Consider the following 18492-nt stretch of genomic DNA (forward strand, 5'->3'; position numbering starts at 1 on the left):
GGATACAGCCTAAAGAGGTTACGCCTGGCTAGGCAGTAACTTGGCAGGGACCAGAGCGGTCAGTTGGCCGGTCATTAATAGTTGACTGGCCGCCTCGATATCCGGGGCGAAGAAACGGTCTTTATCGTAGAAGCTGACGTGTTCTCGTAGCAAGCGACGAGCTTGTTCCAACCCCTCACTGGTTTGCAGACCGTGACGGAAATCGAGCCCTTGGCAGGCCGCCAGCCACTCCACCGCCAGAATACCGCGCACGTTATCCGCCATTTCCCACAGGCGGCGACCGGCAGCCGGTGCCATCGAAACATGGTCTTCCTGGTTGGCAGAGGTAGGGATACTGTCGACACTGGCCGGGTGAGCCAACGCTTTGTTTTCGCTGGTCAACGCCGCTGCAGTCACTTGGGCTATCATAAAGCCAGAGTTCACGCCGCCATTCTCCACCAGGAACGGCGGTAACTGTGACATATGTTTGTCCATCATCAGAGAGATCCGACGCTCTGAGAGGGAGCCCATCTCGGCGAAGGCCAGCGCCAGATTATCGGCGGCCATCGCGACCGGTTCAGCGTGGAAATTCCCCCCAGACAACACATCCCCTTGCTCAGCAAAGACCAACGGGTTATCGGAAACCGCGTTGGACTCAATCTCCAGCACTTCTGCCGCTTGACGGATCTGAGTCAGGCAGGCACCCATCACTTGTGGCTGGCAGCGCAGCGAATAAGGGTCTTGTACTTTGTCACAGTTTTGGTGTGAGTCAGATATGGCACTGTGTGTGCCCAGCAGATGGCGGTAAGCCGCAGCCGCATCGATCTGGCCACGTTGACCACGGACTTGGTGGATCCTCGGGTCAAATGGGCTGCGTGAACCTAGTGCGGCCTCAACCGTAAGACTACCGGTGACGGTGGCTGCGGCATACAGATCTTCAGCATCAAACAAGCCACGCAGTGCAAAAGCGGTGGAAACCTGGGTACCGTTTAATAACGCCAAGCCTTCTTTGGCCGCCAGTGTTAAGGGTTTCAGCCCCGCTTTGGCAAGTGCCTGAGTCGCTGGTAACCACTCCCCTTGATAACGGGCTTTACCTTCCCCCAGTAGCACCAGACTCATATGCGCCAAGGGTGCTAAATCGCCAGAAGCACCAACAGAACCTTTTAATGGGATGTGGGGATAGACTTCGGTGTTGACCAATGCAATCAGTGCCTGGATAACCTCCAGACGGATACCTGAGAACCCACGAGACAGACTGTTGATTTTCAGCACCATAATCAGGCGAACCAGATTATCATCGGTTGCAGCACCAACGCCGGCAGCATGTGACAGCACGATGGAGCGTTGCAGATTCTCTAAATCTGCACGGGCGATACGGGTGGAAGCCAGTAACCCGAAACCGGTGTTGATACCATAGCTGGTGTGGTTTTCTGCCACAATGCGTTCAACACAAGCCACGCTCTGTTGGATAGCACCGTAGGCATGGTCATCCAGGGTCAGTGAGACCGGGTGTTGATAAACTTGGCGTAATTCGGCTAGGGTCATTTTGCCTGGGCGAATAGTCAATGATTTCATGCTTTAGCCCCTTGAGTTGCAGCTACCATAGGTAAGTTAAGGCCTTGTTCACGAGCACAGTCAATAGCGATGTCGTAACCAGCATCGGCATGGCGCATTACCCCGGTCGCCGGATCGTTATGCAACACACGAGCGATACGTTCAGCGGCTTCATCCGTGCCATCACAAACAATGACCATCCCCGAGTGTTGGGAGAAGCCCATACCGACGCCACCGCCGTGATGCAGAGAAACCCAGGTTGCACCGCTGGCGGTGTTAAGTAAAGCGTTGAGCAATGGCCAATCAGAGACCGCATCAGAACCATCTTTCATTGATTCGGTTTCGCGGTTAGGGCTGGCAACTGATCCTGAATCCAGATGGTCACGACCTATCACAATAGGCGCAGACAATTCACCACGGCGTACCATTTCATTAAACGCTAAGCCAAGTTTGGCACGCTGCCCCAGGCCAACCCAGCATATACGCGCTGGCAAACCCTGGAAACTGATACGTTCACGTGCCATATCCAACCAATGATGGAGGTGTGCATCGTCAGGGATTAACTCTTTCACCATCGCGTCTGTCTTGAAAATATCTTGCGGATCACCGGAGAGTGCCGCCCAACGGAATGGACCGATACCACGGCAGAACAACGGGCGAATATAAGCCGGGACGAAACCAGGGAAATCAAAGGCGTTATTGACCCCCATTTCTTTCGCCATTTGGCGGATATTATTGCCGTAGTCAAACGTTGGAACGCCCATTTTTTGGAACGCCAACATGGCTTCAACGTGTGTGGCCATTGACTGTTTAGCGGCTTTTACCACTACTGCGGGTTCACTTTGTGCACGGCGACGATACTCTTCCCAGCTCCAGCCGGCTGGCAGGTAACCATTAAGCGGATCATGGGCACTGGTCTGGTCGGTGACCATATCCGGGCGTACGCCACGTTTGACCAGCTCAGGCAAAATTTCTGCTGCATTCCCACACAGGGCAATAGAAATAGCTTTACCTTCTTGGGTGTATTTCTTGATACGTGCTAAGGCGTCATCCAGATCCTTGGCTTGCTCATCGACGTAGCGGGTTTTTAAACGGAAATCAATACGGCTCTGTTGGCATTCGATATTCAGTGAACAGGCACCCGCCAAGGTTGCTGCCAGTGGCTGAGCGCCGCCCATGCCACCCAGGCCGGCGGTTAATACCCAGCGCCCTTTGAGGTTATCATTATAATGTTGGCGTCCCGCTTCCACGAAGGTTTCATAGGTGCCCTGTACGATGCCCTGGCTGCCAATGTAGATCCAACTGCCCGCCGTCATCTGGCCATACATCGCCAGGCCTTTGGCATCCAGTTCGTTGAAATGCTCCCAAGTCGCCCAGTGCGGAACCAGGTTCGAGTTGGCAATCAGCACGCGTGGTGCATTGCTGTGAGTTTTAAACACGCCTACCGGTTTGCCAGACTGCACCAGTAACGTCTCGTCATCTTCCAGTGTTTTAAGCGTTGCAACAATTTTGTCGTAGCAATCCCAGTCGCGGGCAGCACGGCCAATGCCGCCGTACACCACCAGCTCATGGGGGTTTTCTGCCACTTCTGGGTCGAGATTGTTCATTAACATACGCAGTGGCGCTTCGGTCAGCCAACTTTTAGCGTTTAATTGTGTGCCACGTGGTGCACGGATATCAACGTTGCGAATTTTGTTATTTGTCGTCACAGCTATTTCCTCTAGCAGTTTATACCCGTCGCCATTCAAGCTGCAGCAGTGTTAGCTTGCCTCGTTCATGGGATTGACCCATGGTCGGGGCTTGGTTGCGTTGCTGTCGACCTGCAACTTGAATGAACTTAGGTATCGGTACAAATTCCACGACCTGGTGGTGAATAGCAGCACCAAGCCATAACAATGCGGTGGGCTTCTTAACATATACTTGTATGTACAAGCATATGCAACCATGAGAAGTGCAGGCGTAAAAATAAGCAACAAAAAATTATTTTAATTTAAAATCAATTAATTAAATTATTAAAAGGTGATGGGATAGGCGTTTTAACCGAGGAAAATAGTGAGATGAACTGCAAAAATCAGTTAAAATAGTGTCGTTTTTGAGCGTTAAGTCACAATGGATTTACATAGTTATTACAATTAAACCGAAGAATAGCGCCAACATATTGCGGATAGCCAAGCTTGATCTCATTCGAGCAAGGTTTACCGGTATCTGGTTTGGTCATCGCGGCAGGATCTGCAATAATCCCTTTTTTTGCCCTTGCCAACATTGAGAATGCCATGCTCTACCCAATTAACGAGATGTTCCAGACCTTGCAGGGAGAAGGTTATTTTACTGGTGTGCCTGCTATCTTTATTCGTTTGCAGGGTTGCCCGGTGGGGTGTAGTTGGTGTGATACCCAACATACTTGGGAAAAGGAAGCACATCAGGAGGTGGATATGCAGCAAATTCTGCTGAAACCTTCTGAAAGCCGCCAATGGGGCAGTGCCAGTGCTGAACAATTGCTGATGTTGATCCAACAGCAAGGTTATACCGCTCGCCATATCGTTATTACGGGTGGGGAACCTTGTATCTATGATTTGATACCACTGACCACCTTGCTCGAGAGCCAGGGTTACAGTTGCCAGATAGAAACCAGTGGTACTTATGAGGTTCTCTGTTCGCCTAATACCTGGGTGACGGTTTCGCCAAAAGTGAAGATGCGTGGTGGCTTGCAGGTCTTGCCACAGGCGCTGATACGCGCCGATGAGATCAAACATCCGGTTGGGCGTGAACGTGATATTGAAGCATTAGATCAACTGCTGGCGATATTGCAGGATGAAAAGCGGCGTATTATCGCTTTACAACCCATCAGCCAGCAGGAAGAAGCAACGCGTCTATGTATTGAAACCTGTATTGCTCGTAATTGGCGGCTTTCAATGCAGACGCACAAGTACCTCAATATTGCCTGATACTCTAGCCTATATGGGCTATTTCCTTACAGCCCAATGAGTTACTGATATCGGTTTACTCACCTTTGTACACACAGCCAGCGCTACAGGTTTCTTTGATCATCACCGCCGACAGAATTGGCAGTTGCGGCTTCAGTTGCTGCCAGATCCAACCGGCGAGGACTTCGCTGGTTGGGTTTTCCAACCCTGGAATATCGTTCAAATAATGGTGATCAAGGCGCTGCCAAATCGGTTTGAATATCCCTTTCAGCTCAGCAAAATCCATTACCCAGCCAGTGTGGGGGTCGACTTCCCCAGTGATTTCTAAACGCACTGTAAAAGAGTGCCCATGCAGGCGACCGCATTTGTGGCCTTCTGGTACATGAGGTAGGTGATGTGCGGCTTCAAACTGAAAATCTTTAAACAACGTAGTGACCATTGACCCAGCCTTATTGATTTAAAACTGTCAAATAGTACTGGAAAGCGGTTCCCGTTGCCATCTATACCCATTCAGCAATCAAGCTGCAGGGGTGTTGTTACAATTATTTGCCTCTTCCCTGAGGCTCACCCCGTTGGGGCCTCGCTCCTTCGGAGCCAGCGCAAGCGCTGTTCAAAACTGTCCTGCAACTTCATTGAACTTGGGTATGTGTTAAATAGCCAACCCTCAAGCGCCGATCACGCCACCATCTTCACGAGTAATCATTAACACAGACGAGCGTGGACGTGGGCTATTATGAGGGAAGTGAGAGTCTCCTTCTTCCCCTGGGTGCTGAACGTTAACAAACATCGTTTTATAGTCTGGAGTAAAGGTGAGTCCAGTCAATTCGCATGACTTTGGCCCGACCATAAAGCGGCGGATCTCACCAGTTTGCGGATCGCCCGCCAGCATCTGGTTATTGCCTTGCCCCAGATAATCACCTTTGTTGCTGTATTTACCATCGGTGAGGATCCACAAGCGGCCAGCACTGTCGAATCCCAGGCCGTCAGGGCTGTTAAAGGTATTATCTGCCGTAATGTTTGGGGTGCCGCGGTTAACGCCTTGCGGATGCGCTAGTGGGTTGCCAGCCAGTACATACATGTCCCAAGTAAAATTATCGCCTGTCGCATCACCGGCTTCACTCCAGCGAATAATCTGGCCATAAACGTTATTGGGGCGAGGATTCGCCGCATTGAGCGGCATGTTATCTTCGCCACGTTTGTTGTTATTGGTCAAGGTGCAATAGACACGGCCATCATGCGGATTGACTGTTATCCACTCAGGGCGGTCCATCTTGGTTGCGCCAACGTGTGATGCGGCTTTGCGTGTGAAAATTAATATTTCCGCTGCATCTTTGAAACCATTTTCCGGCGTTAGGCCATTTTTGCCAAACTCCAAAGCAATCCAACGTCCTGTGCCCTTGAGCGGCGTACCATTGCTGTCCCCGTCAAACTGAGCCACGTACAAATTACCTTCATCCAAGAGGTTGCGGTTATTTGCCGGGTTGGCGCTATCGAACTTGTTTTTGGAGACAAACTTGTAAATATGCTCCCCGCGCTCATCGTCACCCATATAAACTACAAGACGTCCATCTTTGGCTATCGTCACGGCGGCATTTTCGTGTTTGAAGCGCCCCAGAGCAGTACGCTTTATGGGTGTAGATTCTGGGTTCATCGGATCGATCTCAACAATCCAACCGAATCGGTTGAGTTCGTTGGGGTTTTTCACTACATCGAAACGATCGTCAAACGTTGACCAATTGCGTTCAGGTTCATTGGCCTTCAAGGTATAGCGTTTTTGCTCTGGCGTATTTTTGTAATCTGTTTGCTGAGTGCCAAAATAGGTTTCGAAGTTTTCTTCACAGGTCAGGTAGGTGCCCCAAGGGGTTTTGCCATTGGCGCAGTTATTGAGTGTACCTAGGACACGGAGGCCTGAGGGGTCGGCTGCAGTTTGCAGTTGTGGATGCCCCGCAGCCGGGCCGCTGAATTGCATTTCAGTATTGGCGGTGATGCGGCGGTTATAGCGTGAAGGACGCTCAACTTCCCAGCGTTGGCTATCACCAATACGTTTTACCGCAACAATAGACACACCATGTGCGGCTTGGGATTTACGTACATCATCCAGGCTTTTGGCTTGGGTGCCACCGTGGGCGAACAAGTATTGCTCGTTGACGTATTCGTTATTGATCGCCATCACGCCATGATTTTTATCAATTGGGAAGAAACTCATACCGTCATTGTTATCACCAAACTGTTTTTCTTGGTCGGCTGCACTGTTGCCACCGTTGGCATCGAATGCGGCAGCGCCATTCACCAAAGGGTCACCCCATGAGATCAACACCTCGGCTTTGTAACCTGGGGCAATAACCACTTCATCTGCGGTGGAAGCGGCAATGCCTTTGAATCCCAATAGATTACTGGTTGGTAAGTCGGCTGCTAGCGCTTCACCAGTCATCCCTAGTACACCACCAGCGAGAAAATGGGTGATGCCAATAGCGCTGGCACCACCGATTAACAGTTTGCGGCGAGTAGGATTGCTCAGTGTAGGGTCGTTAAATTGATTCGGATTATTCTTCATGGAGTTAGCTTCCTGCGAGTAGATACCATAAACAAATTTGAGTCTTATAATAGTGAAGGAATGTTTCATAAATGTTACAGCGCAATATGAAAGCAATTCATTCTTGCTGTTTGGGGGTCAATGAGAGCTATCAAACTCACTTAAGTGATAACGATGCTAATAGATAGCAATAGATGTCAGTGGAGGGGGTATTTTTCTGTTTTATAAGGCTTTTATGACGGAGTGATGCTAAATAGGTAGTGTGTCCGTCACCGTATATTCAACGTTTAATCAAGCTATTGGGGATGGTGGTAATCCGGCGTTCCCCTGAGGCTCATCCCATAGCGCCTGCTATATAGTCATTTTGGTTATTATTTATTGCTATCACTTATTTAGTCATTGCGATGGAGCTGGGTAACCTTACAGACTTCCCTCGGTCTGTTAAGGATAGAGCCTTAAAAATGACAATGAAACAGCTGATACTGGCTAAGCATAGGATATCCATACCACGATGACGACTCAGGTTTCTGCAACATCTTTACTGCCACTGTCAGCGGAACAGTTGACGCGCCTTCAGGGGACGATTAGTGAATACTCACCAACACAGTTGGCGTGGTTGTCCGGTTATTTATGGGGCTTGGTGAATCCGCAAGTGCAGAGTGCGGCTCATGTGCCAGTGGCAGCTGAAGCCGCCAGTATCACCGTGATCTCTGCCTCGCAAACCGGTAACGCACGCCGGCTGGCGGAGCAACTGCGTGATGACCTATTGGCCGCCAAGCTGAACGTCACTTTGGTGAATGCCGGTGACTATAAGTTCAAACAGATTGCTCAGGAACGGCTGTTGGTGATCGTGGCCTCGACCCAAGGGGAGGGCGACCCTGCAGAAGAAGCGGTGGCACTACATAAATACCTGCATTCAAAAAAGGCGCCCAAGTTGCTTGAAACGGCCTTTGCGGTATTTGGTCTGGGCGACAGTTCTTATGAGAATTTCTGCCAGTCTGGTAAAGATTTTGATGGCAAACTGGCGGCGTTAGGTGCAGAACGCTTGCTAGATCGCATTGATGCTGATGTGGACTATCAGCAACAGGCCGTCGCTTGGCGTCAACAGATTGTGACCATCCTGCAGGCTCGTGCTACAGCGGGCGCTCTTGTTGCTCCCACATCGGTTAGTGGTGTGAGTGAGCAAGTCCTCACTTCTCCCTATAATAAACAACAGCCATTGACGGCAGAATTGCTGCTGAATCAAAAAATTACCGGGCGCGGTTCGAGTAAGGATGTGCGCCATATCGAAATTGATCTGGGTAGTTCCGGCTTGTGTTACCAGCCGGGGGATGCGCTGGGTGTCTGGTTTGATAACGATCCCGCGCTGGTGGAGGAACTGCTGCAACTGTTGTGGCTGAGTGGCGATGAGTTGCTGACGGTAGAAGGGAAAACTCAATCACTGCGCGATGCGTTGTTGCACCATTTTGAACTGACACAGAACACCGCACCGATTGTGGAAAAGTACGCCGCGCTGTCGCGAGATGAGCGGTTGATAGGCTTGCTGGCGGATAAACCCAGCTTGCAACACTATGCACACTCTACGCCGATCGTCGATATGGTTCGTCAGGCTCCTGTCGATCTGGCAGCGGAGCAATTGGTTGGTTTGCTGCGTCCACTGGCACCGCGTTTGTATTCTATCGCCTCCTCGCAAGCAGAAAATGAAAGCGAAGTGCATATTACCGTCGGGGTGGTGCGCTATGAGGTGGATGGTCGTGCCCGTGCGGGTGGTGCCTCAAGTTTTTTGGCGGATCGCCTGGAAGAGGAAGCAGAACTGCGGGTGTTCATTGAGCATAACGACAATTTCCGCCTGCCTACTGACCCACAAATACCGGTGATCATGATTGGCGCGGGTACCGGTATCGCGCCATTTCGCGCTTTTATGCAGCAGCGCGAAGCGGTGGGTGCCAAAGGGGATAACTGGTTGTTCTTTGGTAATCCCCATTTTACCGAAGACTTTTTATATCAAGTTGAATGGCAGCGCTATGTGAAAGAAGGGCTGTTAACCCGAATTGATCTGGCCTGGTCCCGTGATCAAGCGCATAAGGTTTATGTGCAGGACAAATTGCGTCAACAGGGGGCTGAAGTTTGGCGTTGGATCCAGCAAGGGGCACATCTTTATGTGTGTGGCGATGCCAACCATATGGCGAAAGACGTTGAAGAGAGCTTGGTAGAACTGGTGGCCGAACACGGTGGTATGGATACCGAGCAGGCAGATGAATTTTTAAGTGAGCTGCGCCAAGAGCGCCGTTATCAGCGAGATGTGTACTGATGAATGATAAACACGTTGGGCCTTTACAGGTAACAGGCAAATTGGTTGATGCCGAACGCATGAAGAAAGAGAGTAATTTCCTCCGTGGCACCATTAGTGATGATTTAACTGATGGTCTGACGGGCGGCTTCTCTGGCGATAACTTTTTATTGATCCGTTTCCACGGCATGTATCAGCAAGATGATCGAGACATCCGCGCTGAACGTGCCGAACAAAAACTGGAACCACGCCACGCCATGATGCTGCGTTGCCGCTTACCTGGGGGCATTATCACGCCACAGCAATGGTTAGGTATCGACAAGTTTGCGCAGGAAAATACACTGTATGGCAGCATTCGCCTGACCAACCGCCAGACATTCCAGTTTCACGGCATTTTAAAAGGTGACCTGAAATCTGCTCACCAGTTGCTCAATCGCTTAGGTTTAGACTCGCTGGCGACGGCTAACGATGTTAACCGCAATGTGCTCTGTACTTCCAACCCTGTGGAATCTGAGTTGCATCAGCAAGCTTATCAATGGGCGAAGAAAATTTCTGAACATCTGTTACCGCGAACTCGTGCGTATGCCGAAGTGTGGTTAGATAAAGAAAAGATCGCCACCACCGATGAAGAGCCAATCCTCGGTGACACTTATTTGCCACGCAAGTTTAAAACCACCGTGGTGATCCCACCGCAAAACGACGTCGATCTCCATGCCAATGACATGAACTTTGTGGCGATCGCCGAAAATGGCAAGCTGGTGGGCTTTAACCTGCTGGTGGGTGGGGGGTTGTCTATCGATCATGGCAATAAAAATACCTTTGCCCGGACGGCGAGTGAGTTTGGTTATATCCCGTTGGATTATACGCTGGCGGTAGCGGAAGCGGTGGTGACGACCCAGCGCGACTGGGGGAACCGCACCGATCGTAAAAATGCCAAAACCAAATACACACTGGAGCGCGTTGGTGTTGATGCGTTTCGCGCTGAAGTAGAGAAACGGGCAGGCATCACCTTTGAGCCGGTGCGCCCATACCATTTTACCGGGCGTGGTGATCGCATCGGTTGGGTAAAGGGGATCGACAATCAGTGGCATCTGACGTTATTTATCGAAAATGGCCGTTTGCTGGATTATCCCGGCCGCTCGCTAAAAACCGGCATGGCCGAGATTGCCAAAGTTCATCAAGGTGACTTCCGCTTGACCGCCAACCAGAATTTAATCGTGGCGGGTGTAAAAGAGGATCAAAAGGCACAGATCGAATCGTTGGCGCGTAAATATGGCCTGCTCGACGACAACATCAGTGAGCAACGCAAGAATTCGATGGCTTGTGTTTCTTATCCCACCTGTCCACTGGCGATGGCCGAGGCGGAACGCTTCTTGCCAGAATTTATCACCAAAGTGGAGAGCATTATGCAGCAGCATGGGGTAGGGGATGAGCATATTGTATTGCGCGTTACCGGTTGCCCAAATGGCTGTGCCCGAGCACTGTTGGCGGAGATTGGCCTGGTGGGTAAAGCTCTTGGTCGTTATAACCTCCACCTAGGGGGGAACCGTGAAGGAACCCGCATTCCGCGCATGTACCGCGAGAACATTAATGAAAATGACATCCTGCAAGAGATTGATGACTTGGTAGGTCGTTGGGCACGAGAGCGCACAGAGGGAGAAGGTTTCGGCGATTTCACAGTACGAAGCGGTATTGTGCGGCCAGTCGTCGATCCAGCGCGGGATTTCTGGGATTAACTTAGGTGATTGTACTCATTTAGGTGAGAGTACTCAGTATACCCAAGTTCAATGAAGTTGCAGGTAGGCGGCAACTGAGCGAAGCCCCAGGAGCTTACACGAGTAAGTGACTGGGGTGAGTAAAGGCAGTCAACAACCCTGCAGCTTTATTGGTGACGGGTATAAATAACCGAGCCTGATACCGCTCCATGTTAAGCGTCAGGCTGGTGGGTATGATGCGGAACGCTGACACGCCGTGAACCCCTCCCTGGGGGCTCGTATCGCGCGTCCATGCGCTCCACGGTCAGCTAACCTGCATCATAACCACCTGTAACACGATTAGGCGTAACTATTTGTACCCAAAATAATTCGAGTTGCTTGTAGGCGGCCAGCGATGGACAAATTGGTCAGGAACCGATTTGAACAGCACTTGTGCTGGCCCGCAGGGTGAACCTCATGGATGAGGTTCATTAATCCCCAGGAGCATAGCTGACTATGTGACTGGGGTGACAGACAAATCCGCCAGGAGCGGATTTGAACGCTGCTTGCAGCGGCCCCGATACGGGCGAGCCTCAGGGATGAGGCGAGTAAATGCAGCTAACACCCAAGCAGCTTGAAGGATGAAGGGTAGAGTGATGGTCTCTGGAGGTATGCAACATGGTTCAATTCAATTTGGCGGCGTTAAATGCCCAACCAAAATCTCGGCAGGCATTGTCACTGGCGGTCGTCAATGGCCAGTTGGAGCAGATGTCTGCACAGCAGCGGGTGGCGTGGGCGTTAGAGCATTTGCCCGGTGAATTTGTGCTCACCTCCAGTTTTGGTATTCAAGCGGCGGTGTGCTTGCATCTGGTCACTCGCATTAAGCCGGATATTCCGGTGATCCTAACCGATACCGGTTATCTGTTTCCGGAAACCTATCAGTTTATCGACCAACTGACGGATCAGTTGCAACTGAACTTGCAAGTATACCGAGCTGAACAGTCGCCCGCCTGGCAAGAGGCGCGTTACGGCAAACTGTGGGAACAGGGGGTGAGCGGGATTGAGCAATATAATCAGCTTAACAAAGTGGAACCCATGGACCGCGCGCTGAAAACACTGGGGGCACAGACCTGGTTTGCTGGTTTGCGCCGTGAACAATCAGATAGCCGCGCCAATCTACCCGTATTGGCGGTACAGCGCGGGGTATTTAAATTCCTGCCGATTATCGATTGGGATAACCGCCAGATTTATCATTATCTCACCGAACATGGCTTGAATTACCACCCGCTATGGGAACAGGGCTACCTTTCCGTGGGCGACACCCACACCACCCGTAAATGGGAAGCGGGCATGAGTGAAGAAGAAACCCGGTTCTTTGGCCTGAAACGCGAATGTGGGCTACATGAGGGATAAATGGAGCCAATGCCCCCCGATATAGGCACGCTTGATATAGGCAAGCGAGGTTGGGGGGATTTCTTGTTTCTATTGGCTCAGACTTGGCCTGATAGTTTTCTCGGGTGGCAGATAATCGAGTGTGGCTGGCGGCTTTGAGCGAAGCGGACTTTGGCACTTGCTCTCATCAATGATGAAAGTATTACTTAAATCGTGGTGTACTAATAAACGAGGATCAAGTTAATAGAACAGCTGTTCTTTAAAGAGTTGTCTAATTGTGGTCATATAGTCATAGACCTGAAAAACCTGTACTTGCAGAGAATCACGCCCAAAATAAAAACTCACAGACCTACAATTCCTTCACAACTTATTAAGTTCAAAGAAAGCCCTTATTCTTAGATTACAAGAATCTTACAGCAGCTTTCACTATTATAATAAATGGTTCTGCAAAACCTTATAATAGGATAGAGGGACTTACGACATGCCTATGATTTTGTGCATTTTTTCAACTATTCGCTGCCAGAAAGCACCTGAATGATAAGCTGTACACTGGTAAACTAAAGTTTTTGTATTACAGTTTTCTTTGTAATGCTTAACTACCTGACTCTTTCTTTGTCCAATCGCATCACCGTCATAATTTTGTTCTACCCAAGCTTTATCTTGCCTTTGGCCAGCCATGACAACCATTTTTAAAATCGGGAGTAGTATGCCATCTAAAAGATAATGGCCATCTGTAAATAAGTGAGCATTTCCTGTATTTATTCCACGTTGCAATAGTTGTTCAAGATGCGAGATGTAACTCTGACTGTCATTCACTTGGATACTGTATGTATGGATATATTCATCAATCTTCTGTTTAACTCCATTTATAGTCTCTTCATTTACTGTAAGGTCTTCATTGAGAAGTCTTGAGCCTTCAGGTAAACGGATGGCCATATTAAACAAATTCTCTGGATGCATCTGCCGTTTAACATTGTGCAGCCATGAAAAAAGACAAAGAGCAGGGTAAATGGTTTTTGAATATTTATCTAAAGAGGCTAGTAATTGGTTGTCGGGATACTTATGCAAATGAAAACAATCAAGGATATTACTAATGGCTTCCGGTGAGTTAATATGGCTTTCACGAGAGTAATAAAATGTATGAAGCACATATTGATTAGTGTTTAACTGTTCTGCAAATTCATTTCTATTGCAGCATAAATAATCAAAGTCACTATCAACCCCAACGATAAAATCCTGATGAAGGTTAATATACTCGCGTTCAAGGCTTCGTTTCGCCTCTGCCCCCCCCTGCGAATAGGGCATGACTCTATATCTCCCAGGACAAACAGCTTTAACAAGCTCTTCCCAGAACAGACGATCGGAGGCATCTTCAATATAAAGAAAACCTGCTGGAATAGATGTAGTAAATACATTGTATGCATTTAAAAAATTACGACTTGATCTAATAGAATCAAAATCATCCATGATTATTCTCCGTGATGATATTTTTAATATCTACATAAGAGTCCATATATCCATTCATAATCATTGCCGGGCTATGTGTTACGATGATGATTTGCATGTTATTATTTATTTTACGTAATGCATCGAGTATTTTTTCTTGCCAACTTAAGTGTAACGATATTTCTGGCTCATCCATGAGAAAAACAGCTGGCGAATTACCAATGTTTGCAGCAGTAACTAATATGTAAATTAATTGCCTTTCCCCAGATGATAATTGGCTTAATGTGATTTTTTTACTTGTATTTCCATCAAGAATCCAATACTCATTATCTGAAGTGAAAAACTTCTTATTAGTATCAATCAACATTACATTGATTTGTTCTAAAAATGCATTTTTGTATAATTGATTTTCGCTTTTTAATAGCTCCCTCATTTCTTTCTCTGTTGCAAGATCAAGTAAATTGGTTGATACACTATTCCCGACATCAATGTTGTTATCAGCATTAAAGGATATATTCACTGTGGAGATATACCTTATCTTTAGTTCATTTCTAATGTATTTTTCGGTTTTCTCTTTAAAGAAAATAGCATCCCTATGCATTTTTAATATGTCATTTATTTTATTGTTTACTTCTAAATCATTTAAAATCATATCGGTTATTGCTTTCGAGATTCCTTTTTTTCCTCTTGTTTTTTTTATCTCCTCAAGTCTCTCATTAATTGTAAATTTTAAAAGCTCACTTCTAAGCTTATCAGTAATACCACCGAAAGAGATCGATTCGTTATCGGTGAAGGATAGTTCTGCAAAATCACATATTGATACTAAGTATTCATCTTTTTTATTGATAAGCAATGAGTGAATCAATTTCAGCAAAGTGGTCTTACCCATGCCATTTTTACCGACAATTACAGTTACATCTTTAAATTCCAGAAAAATGTCTTTATAGCCGTGAAGACCCTTAACCATTAGGTTTTTTATTTTTGGAAACTTTGGGAGACTAGTCATTTTTTTCTCTTCAATTTTTGTACTAGTGTAAGGGATTTTACGGTCATGCACACCTTAGTAACTGTTTTCGCTTTCTGTCTGTTTAAGGATGTTTCGCCCGTTGGAGGCAGTTTGCCACCGAACGCGTCATATGGGAGTAAATCACGATGTTTACCCCATTATCTAGGGGGAAACGCTCCTTTTCATTCCTATTGTTATCCTGGTGTCTGATTAATTTTTCCCACTTACATGGTACATATCCAGAAAGTAGAAATCCAGCACGCCGTGCTTTGTGTTTTTTCCGTGGCAGCAGGGCAGAGGGCGGGTCTGACCTGTCACCCATAATGTAAACAGCATCCGCTCCAGCACTTAGCATCCAACCAAAGATACCGCTGATCCGCTAAGAGCGTGAAGCAAACATCCTTCTGACTCAACCGATTTACCATTAGCGCGGTTCTTGATTTATATTCAACGTAGTGCTGAACTACCTGCCAGATTAGCTATCGCTCTGTGCTATAACAGTATTAGCACAGAGCTGATATATACCCGTCGCCATTCAAGCTGCAGCGGTGTTGGCTGCGTTACGAGGTCCGTCCGTGGATCTCGCCCCTTTCGGGGCCGCCGCCAGCGGCGTTCAAATCTGCTCCTGCAGATTTGTCACTCACCCCAGTCACTTACTCATGTAAGCTCCTGGGGATTAATGAACCTCATCCATGAGGTTCACCCTGCGGGCCAGCACAAGTGCTGTTCAAATCGGTTCCTGACCGATTTGTCGCTCAGTTGCCGCGTTACTCGGCCCATTTGGGCCTCGCTCCTTCGGAGCCAGCGCTAGCGCTGTTCAAAACGCTACGCGTTTTGTCCTGCAACTTGAATGAACTTGGGTATAGCCTATTTCACCTTCTTACCTTTCACCCCCGCTGCTGGCCGCGCTTGTGCTAGCTGTTTAATCAGAGGCAGCAGGATCTGCACGCTGTCGTGGCTGCGTTTCTCAATCCGCCCTGGGAGATGGGTTTCCAGATATTGCAAATTATCATATTGCGGACGATGCCAGGTGACCCCTTGTGGGAAGCTTGGGCTGATGGCCCGCTGCTGATAGCCATCTTTCGCCCCCAGTAACCAGTTAGTCGCTTCTACGGATAGGAACGGAATTTTTGCCTGGTCAAACAGTTCTTTATTGGGATCATGCTCTTTTCGACTGTTTTTGCCGTCAGGAACCAGAGCGGCGTCAATACCGTAGCGGTGGGCAAGGTTTAGTGCCTGATCACGGGATTGCTTAATGATATCGGGTTGGGTGTTATCACCGGATTGGAAATAGAGACGATCCCCGGTAATCAACTTGTCGAGGTTAATCACCAGCAAGGTATTTTCACGCTCTGCCGGCGACATCCGTTGCAGGTAGTTTTTGGTCCCCAACAAATGGAGCTCATCCCCACTGGTAGCGATAAAACGTAGGCTATAAGTGGTGGGGATATCTTTAAGTCTGTTAGCCAACTCTAGCATCACACCGACGCCAGAGGCATTGTCGTCCACACCCTGTAACGTCAGCCCCCCCAGATTATTATCCACGTCATCATCACTGACCGGGGTATAAGTATCAAAGTGCGTCATGATAATGATCTGCTTGGGCTGATCACCGTTTTTGGCCGCAATGACCGAGGTAAAGGTAATTTTATGCCAGTTTTCACTGCGGTTTTTGTTGGTATAAAGATAACGGTCGTCAACGGTGCGGGTATCAGCTGGGTAGCCCATCTCTGTAAACTGTTGTTTTAGATAATCTGCCGCAAGCATTTCGGCGGGGCTGCCAGCCATCCGACCAGGAAAGTAGGTAGCGATATAACGTATCTGGCTGGCGGCAAACTGACCCAGCGGCACTTCTTTGTGGGCTTTATCAGGGGCCGCATACAGGTTGGCAGTACCGCTGAAAGCGGCTAACAACAGCCCGGTTCTCAGGCATAAGCGGAAAAACATACCGAAAAATCCTTCTGTAACAGAGGTGGAGCCAAATATATTTGCAAGTTCAGTATGGGACGTGATGGCGAATTACACAATTTATGTGTTTATTAATTTTGTGGCCAATGTGCAAGTTGCGCTGTTACTCATCCTACGGTTATTCAATTTACAACTCACCGTTACTCATTTAAATAAATTTGCCGGTATATTCCATTATGGAACTACTCATGCTTATTAGTCATTTCATCGAGCAAATCTCACTCCGTATAGTCACACTATCTTTTTGTTATAGGCAAAGGCCACTGTGGACTATTTACCTCTATTTGCTGATCTCAAACAACGTCCGGTGTTGGTGGTGGGGGGCGGTGCGGTCGCTGCGCGTAAAGTGGAGCAGCTGCAACGTGCCGGTGCGGTAATCCATGTGGTTGCCCAGGCGCTGTCTGCGGAACTTAAGCAGCTTTATCAGCAAGGGCTGATTTATTGGCTGGGGCAGGCTTTTACCCCCTCGCAATTGGATGGGGTGTTTCTGGTAATTGCCGCCACCGATGACAGTGCACTCAATGCCGAAGTCTTTGCCGAAGCAGACAAACGTTGTGTATTGGCCAATGTGGTTGATGACCAACCCCGTTGCTCCTTTATCTTTCCGTCAATTATTGATCGTTCTCCGCTTATAGTGGCCATCTCTTCGGGTGGCCAGGCCCCCGTTTTGGCCCGCATGCTACGGGAAAAATTAGAAGCATTACTGCCTGCCAGCTTGGGGCGCATGGCTCAATTGGCGGGGAAATTACGTGGTAAAGTAAAACAGCAAGTCGCCTCTTTTAGTCACCGACGCCGGTTTTGGGAAAAGCTGTTTAATGGCCGTTTTGTTTCGCTGGTGGCTCAGGGCCGAGTTGTGCAAGCTGAGCAGCAATTGGAGCAGGAGCTAAGCGCCTTTGTGCAGGGGAGTGAACAGGAGCAAGGGGAAATAGCCTTAGTGGGGGCTGGGCCCGGTGATGTGGGCTTGTTGACCTTACGTGGCTTGCAGGTGATGCAACTGGCAGATGTGGTGCTTTATGATCACCTGGTGAGCCAAGAGGTACTGGATTTGGTTCGTCGTGATGCGGAACGTATCTGTGTCGGTAAACGTGCTGGTGCGCACTCGGCTTCTCAGGACGAGATTAATCGTTTGCTGGTTACGCTGGCGCAACAAGGGAAACGCGTGGTGCGTTTGAAGGGGGGCGATCCTTTCCTGTTTGGCCGTGGTGGGGAAGAGCTGCAAGTTGCTGCGGCTGCTGGTATTCCTTTCCAGGTGGTGCCCGGAGTGACTGCCGCTGTGGGGGCGACGGCTTATGCCGGTATTCCACTCACTCATCGTGATTACGCACAAAGCGTGACCTTTATTACCGGTCATTGCCGTGCGGATGAAAATAGCCTGGATTGGGTAGCGTTAGCGAGGGCCCATCAAACCCTGGCGATTTATATGGGCACCCTGAAAGCCGCCGATATCAGCCGTAACTTGATCACTCATGGCCGTGGTGCTGATACCCCAGTGGCGGTGATTAGCCGCGGAACACGCCGAGATCAGCAGGTACAGACCGGTACCTTGCAGCAACTGGAACAATTGGCTCAACAGGCACCCCTACCGGCGTTATTGGTGATTGGTGAAGTGGTGGAATTACATCATCAGATCGCCTGGTTTGGGCATCAATCGGCGCAGGCGGACTTTTTCACACTGCAGCCAGAAGACCCCAACGTCAACTCAAACC

Annotated in this window: 12 protein-coding genes and 1 pseudogene; 5 read left to right on the forward strand and 8 right to left on the reverse strand. The window is 48.9% G+C overall.

The window, feature by feature from the left end; all coding sequences use genetic code 11:
* Positions 1-18 precede the first annotated feature (18 nt).
* The 3 genes from hutH to IO95_RS25650 all read right to left on the reverse strand — a co-directional run bounded on the left by hutH (position 19) and on the right by IO95_RS25650 (position 3808).
* Positions 19-1554 carry a histidine ammonia-lyase gene (gene hutH, locus IO95_RS14620; protein WP_023490906.1) on the reverse strand — a complete coding sequence of 512 codons (1536 nt, stop codon included), beginning with the start codon at positions 1552-1554 and terminating at the stop codon, positions 19-21.
* Positions 1551-3242: a urocanate hydratase gene (gene hutU / locus IO95_RS14625; RefSeq protein ID WP_023490905.1), complete on the reverse strand. Its 1692-nt coding sequence runs from the start codon at positions 3240-3242 to the stop codon at positions 1551-1553. Before hutU ends, hutH begins: the two co-directional genes overlap by 4 nt.
* Positions 3243-3637: 395 nt before the next feature.
* Complete coding sequence (locus IO95_RS25650; RefSeq protein WP_160165623.1) at positions 3638-3808, reverse strand: hypothetical protein; 171 nt, start codon at positions 3806-3808, stop codon at positions 3638-3640.
* Between IO95_RS25650 and queE the strand changes: the two genes are divergently transcribed.
* Complete coding sequence (gene queE, locus IO95_RS14630) at positions 3807-4478, forward strand: 7-carboxy-7-deazaguanine synthase QueE (protein WP_023490904.1); 672 nt, start codon at positions 3807-3809, stop codon at positions 4476-4478. The genes IO95_RS25650 and queE overlap by 2 nt on opposite strands.
* A gap of 55 nt (positions 4479-4533) precedes the next feature.
* On the opposite strand, the gene queD is transcribed toward queE, so the two are convergent.
* Positions 4534-4896: a 6-carboxytetrahydropterin synthase QueD gene (gene queD, locus IO95_RS14635; protein WP_023490903.1), complete on the reverse strand. Its 363-nt coding sequence runs from the start codon at positions 4894-4896 to the stop codon at positions 4534-4536.
* A 225-nt stretch (positions 4897-5121) separates the two neighbouring features.
* The gene (locus IO95_RS14640) at positions 5122-7011 is read right to left on the reverse strand and encodes a PhoX family phosphatase (RefSeq protein ID WP_023490902.1); all 1890 of its coding nucleotides are present in this window, start codon (positions 7009-7011) and stop codon (positions 5122-5124) included.
* Positions 7012-7501: 490 nt separating this feature from the next.
* Between IO95_RS14640 and cysJ the strand changes: the two genes are divergently transcribed.
* From cysJ to IO95_RS14655, 3 genes are all read left to right on the forward strand, one after another.
* Entirely contained in the window at positions 7502-9301 is a 1800-nt protein-coding gene (gene cysJ / locus IO95_RS14645; protein WP_023490900.1) for an NADPH-dependent assimilatory sulfite reductase flavoprotein subunit, read from the forward strand.
* Positions 9301-11016: an assimilatory sulfite reductase (NADPH) hemoprotein subunit gene (cysI, locus tag IO95_RS14650; protein WP_023490899.1), complete on the forward strand. Its 1716-nt coding sequence runs from the start codon at positions 9301-9303 to the stop codon at positions 11014-11016. The genes cysJ and cysI overlap by 1 nt, the downstream gene beginning before the upstream one ends.
* Before the next feature lie 636 nt (positions 11017-11652).
* Entirely contained in the window at positions 11653-12387 is a 735-nt protein-coding gene (locus IO95_RS14655) for a phosphoadenylyl-sulfate reductase (protein WP_023492712.1), read from the forward strand.
* 453 nt (positions 12388-12840) lie between these two features.
* Here IO95_RS14655 and IO95_RS14660 read toward each other — a convergent pair whose 3' ends face one another.
* From IO95_RS14660 to IO95_RS14670, 3 genes are all read right to left on the reverse strand, one after another.
* Positions 12841-13833 carry a DUF4435 domain-containing protein gene (locus IO95_RS14660; protein WP_037385924.1) on the reverse strand — a complete coding sequence of 331 codons (993 nt, stop codon included), beginning with the start codon at positions 13831-13833 and terminating at the stop codon, positions 12841-12843.
* Positions 13826-14818, reverse strand: coding sequence for an AAA family ATPase (locus IO95_RS23580; protein WP_051791249.1), 993 nt, complete (start codon positions 14816-14818; stop codon positions 13826-13828). The genes IO95_RS14660 and IO95_RS23580 overlap by 8 nt, the downstream gene beginning before the upstream one ends.
* 867 nt (positions 14819-15685) lie before the next feature.
* Complete coding sequence (locus IO95_RS14670; RefSeq protein WP_023492496.1) at positions 15686-16765, reverse strand: aminopeptidase; 1080 nt, start codon at positions 16763-16765, stop codon at positions 15686-15688.
* A 286-nt stretch (positions 16766-17051) separates the two neighbouring features.
* Between IO95_RS14670 and cysG the strand changes: the two are divergent.
* Positions 17052-18434: pseudogene (cysG, locus tag IO95_RS14675) on the forward strand (siroheme synthase CysG); the annotation flags it as partial.
* Positions 18435-18492: the final 58 nt, after the last annotated feature.

It is taken from the genome of Serratia sp. DD3, assembly GCF_000496755.2.